A 1,838-nucleotide genomic window follows, 5' to 3' on the forward strand; every position below is an offset into this window, starting at 1 on the left:
CTCTTATTGATAGCTGTGCAGAATTGATTTGTAAAAAGGCTTTATTGTGAGTTATAGCTGAAGCAATTTGTAAAAAGTCTTTATTGAGATCTGACGCTTATTCAATATGCCTACAGTTGACGCTGAATCTGATTGAATTGCCTTCATCGAGAGCTGTTGCCGAATCAATTTGAATTGTCTTCCGCTTACACTGAATCACATTAAACTGCCAGAATTTAATAGACATCCAAAGCAAGTCATCAAGAAGCAGTAAATTGAGCTTCCTCCGTTGAGCCTTTTAGAGCAGTAGTGGAAGAAGTTCCTCCTGAAATGACCATCGATACCTGGTCGAAGTAGCCTGTTCCAACCTCGCGCTGGTGCCTTGTTGCTGTGTATCCGTGCTGCTCGCTGGCAAACTCAGCTTGCTGCAATTCGGAGTAAGCTGCCATACCACGGTCTTTGTAGCCGCGAGCTAGTTCGAACATGCCGTGGTTCAAGGCGTGGAAGCCAGCAAGTGTAACGAATTGGAACTTGTAGCCCATCTTGCCAAGCTCAACCTGGAACTTCGCAATCGTTTCATCGTCAAGCTTCTTTTTCCAATTAAATGAAGGCGAGCAATTGTACGCCAGCAGCTTTCCTGGATACTTCGCATGAATTGCTTCAGCAAAGCGGCGAGCTTCCTCAAGGTCCGGCTCAGAAGTTTCACACCAAACCAAGTCTGCATAAGGTGCGTACGCAAGTCCGCGGGCAATTGCCTGGTCAAGCCCAGCATTTGTACGGAAAAATCCTTCCGGTGTTCTTTCGCCAGTAATGAATGGTGCATCATATGGATCAACATCGCTCGTGATCAAGTCCGCCGCATTCGCATCCGTACGAGCAACAATCAGCGTCGGTGTTCCCATGACGTCAGCCGCAAGGCGCGCTGCAATCAGATTGCGAACCGCAGTTTGTGTTGGCAAAAGTACCTTTCCACCCAAATGTCCGCACTTCTTTTCGGAGGAAAGCTGGTCTTCAAAGTGAACGCCTGCAGCGCCTGCTTCGATCATACCCTTCATCAGCTCGAACACGTTCAACTGTCCGCCAAAGCCCGCCTCAGCGTCAGCCACGATTGGGGCAAACCAGTCGATGGAATTGTCACCTTCAGAGTGAGTGATCTGGTCAGCTCTTTGCAGTGCCTGATTGATTCGCTTTACAACAGCAGGAACACTGTTCGCTGGATACAAGCTCTGGTCTGGATACATATTTCCGGAAAGGTTCGCGTCCGCCGCAACCTGCCAGCCGCTGAGGTAAATGGCCTTCAAGCCTGCTTTTACCTGCTGCACTGCCTGGTTTCCAGTCAACGCACCCAGAGCATTAACAAAATCCTCTTCATTCACAAGCTTCCAAAGTTTCTCAGCGCCACGACGAGCCAGTGTATATTCAATATCAACCGATCCGCGAAGCTTAATAACCTCTTCAGCACTATACGTTCTTTCCACTCCATTCCAACGGCTATCCAATTCCCAGCTTTCCTGCAATTGCTTAACACGATCTTGAGTCATTTTCCGTTCCTCCTAATGAATGGTTTTTTGTTTTAAAAGTCTTCGGTGTCAAAATTTCGTTTTTTGAAGCTCACTTCTATTCTTGTAATTTGTATTGAAATGTACTATTTTAATAGTTTGTTATAGTACAGAATCAATAACTCTAATATGTATTATATAACAGAGTTTTTAAAATGCAATTAATTTACTGAATTTTTCTGTGAATTTTTTAGAAATGATTAAAATACCCTATAAAATTTAGGTAAAGGCGATTATACGAGGCCTTATTTCACTCTAATGATTGTTCTCGTATTATCCGATTGGACCATCGGGCTCCAC

The 1,838-nt window shown here is 44.9% G+C and carries 1 protein-coding gene; it reads right to left on the reverse strand.

Translation table 11 applies throughout. The annotated features are described in order from the left end of the window. Positions 1-239: 239 nt before the first annotated feature. Entirely contained in the window at positions 240-1,520 is a 1,281-nt protein-coding gene (gene aceA / locus WB217_RS15325) for an isocitrate lyase (protein ID WP_335428919.1), read from the reverse strand. Between the last annotated feature and the right edge of the window lie 318 nt (positions 1,521-1,838).

This window comes from Mesobacillus sp. (genome assembly GCF_049588175.1).
In the GTDB taxonomy this organism is placed as follows: domain Bacteria; phylum Bacillota; class Bacilli; order Bacillales; family Cytobacillaceae; genus Mesobacillus.

Bases quoted from the DNA above. Each gene is read 5' to 3' on its own strand.
- aceA (WP_335428919.1), bottom strand. From the start codon at position 1,520: ATGACTCAAGATCGTGTTAAGCAATTGCAGGAAAGCTGGGAATTGGAT.